The organism is Barnesiella sp. CU968 (assembly GCF_905219685.1).
Classification (GTDB): domain Bacteria; phylum Bacteroidota; class Bacteroidia; order Bacteroidales; family Muribaculaceae; genus Lepagella; species Lepagella muris_A.
Genome location: NZ_CAJMXD010000482.1, coordinates 1 through 1,955, shown reverse-complemented (window position 1 = coordinate 1,955; position 1,955 = coordinate 1). Strand labels below are relative to the sequence as shown.

Below are 1,955 nucleotides of genomic sequence, written 5' to 3'. Positions count from 1 at the left end.
CCAGAAAATCGCGTAACCAACATGAATACAGAGTTTAACAATTTCGCATTAACAGATTTTAAGAGACGCCAGTGTATTTAAACAGTTTTTTAAAATTAAACGTTTTTAATTAAAATTAGGTTTATAATATTTCTATATAAGATTAACTGTCATGAATATTCATACGCTGGCTAATTTCCTAAGGAGCAGGGGTGTGCTTATGATTCTGCATGTTGCCATCATGCTGTTGTCGGCATGGCTTATATATATAATATCAGTCGATACGTTTGAGAACGTGTCGTTTTATGAAGAACCGAAATTCCAGAAACAGCAATTCTGGATATGTGTTGTCTTTATGGCGGATTTTTTCATTGAATTCTTTCTGTCGCATGATAAGAGACACTATCTTGCCACCCATTTCATTTTCTTTATCGTATCCATACCTTATCAGGCGATACTTTACCATTTCGGGTGGAACATTTCGAAAGATGTCGCCTATCTTGTACGTTATATGCCGCTGATCCGGGGCGGATATGCGATGGCAATCGTAGTCAGCTGGTTTACCTACAACAAGGCGACCGGTCTTTTCTTTACTTATCTCATCACGTTGTTCTCGACTGTGTATTTTGCGAGTCTGACCTTTTATCTTTTCGAATTCAAGGTCAATCCGGATGTGAAATGCTATCAGGATGCGTTATGGTGGGCGGCGATGGATGTCACTACCGTCGGATCAAATATAGAAGCTGTGACCGGGGTCGGCAGAGTGTTGTCGGTATTGCTGGCAGCATTGGGCATGATGATGTTTCCGATCTTCACAGTCTACGTCACCAACCTTATTACCGAGCGCAACAAGCAGGCAGGCACTCACAACGATGAAATCTCCCTTGTAAAGGCATATCGTCAGTTTGTGAAGAAGCATCCCGATCAGGCCCAGTCCCTGCGTGACGAAACTGCGGGACACGGCGATTCCGGTGCAGGCAACTGAAACAACGGCGGCGAATCAACATTGATTCGCCGCCGTTGTTTCAGTTGAAGAGTTTTTCAGACAGTTGCATTGAGTGTCGGAGTCAGAGGCTCATCCGCACACAGCACGGCAAGCAGGTTGCCTACCATTGATGCCTTCTGGTCGTTGGAGAGTGCCACAACTCCTTTTGATTCGAGTGTTGTCAGTGCCATCTCGACCATTGAGACTGCGCCTTCCACAATCTGTTCTCTTGCAGATATTATTGCCGATGCCTGCTGGCGGCGAAGCATTACCGCCGCGATTTCAGGAGCGTAAGCGAGGTAGTTGAGTCGGGCTTCCACAACTTCCATACCGGCAATCGCAAGGCGTTCGTTGATTTTTTTCTCCAGCAGGTCGTTGATTTCCGGTCCGCTGTCACGAAGCGTAAGCTCATCGGGATTGCCTGAATCTGTCTGGTCGTATGCGAAATGTCCTGTAACCTCGCGTAGGGCGGCATCGCTCTGGATTCTCACGAAATTCTGAAGAGCGGCATTGTTGACAGAAGCTGTCTGTGCGCCAAGGCTCTGTGAATCAAGATCGAAAACGACTTTGTATGTGTCTTTGATTTTCCATACAAGAACCATGCCTATCAACACCGGGTTGCCGACCTTGTCGTTTACCTTTATCGGTTCAATGTCCATGTTTCTTATTCTCAGAGAAAGACGCTTGCGGCTAAGGAACGGATTTACCCAATAATAGCCTGTTTTCTTGCAGGTACCCTTGTATTTGCCGAAAAATATCATGACACGAGCCACGTTTGGCTCCTGGACGAAATACCCGACACACCCCAGTATAAAGAGTATAAAGAGTGGGATTGTCAAAGCTACCGCAAGTCCGGGATTGGACTCTGACCAAAAGACAATGCATAGTGCGAACAGCAGTGGAATAAGAATGAATGTCACTGGCGTCTCTTAAAATCTGTTAATGCGAAATTGTTAAACTCTGTATTCATGTTGGTTACGCGATTTTCTGG

The 1,955-nt window shown here is 45.4% G+C and carries 2 protein-coding genes; one reads left to right on the top strand and one right to left on the bottom strand.

The features are described 5' to 3' along the window. The first annotated feature begins 151 nt into the window (after positions 1 to 151). Positions 152 to 964 carry a potassium channel family protein gene (locus JX312_RS12925; protein WP_204458333.1) on the top strand — a complete coding sequence of 271 codons (813 nt, stop codon included), beginning with the start codon at positions 152 to 154 and terminating at the stop codon, positions 962 to 964. Positions 965 to 1,020: 56 nt separating this feature from the next. On the opposite strand, the gene JX312_RS12920 is transcribed toward JX312_RS12925, so the two are convergent. Further along, entirely contained in the window at positions 1,021 to 1,845 is an 825-nt protein-coding gene (locus tag JX312_RS12920; RefSeq protein WP_239653927.1) for an SPFH domain-containing protein, read from the bottom strand. Between the last annotated feature and the right edge of the window lie 110 nt (positions 1,846 to 1,955).

What these genes read in the sequence shown, in the direction of transcription:
- JX312_RS12925 (WP_204458333.1), top strand. Translation starts at nt 152, where the DNA reads ATGAATATTCATACGCTGGCTAATTTCCTAAGGAGCAGGGGTGTGCTT.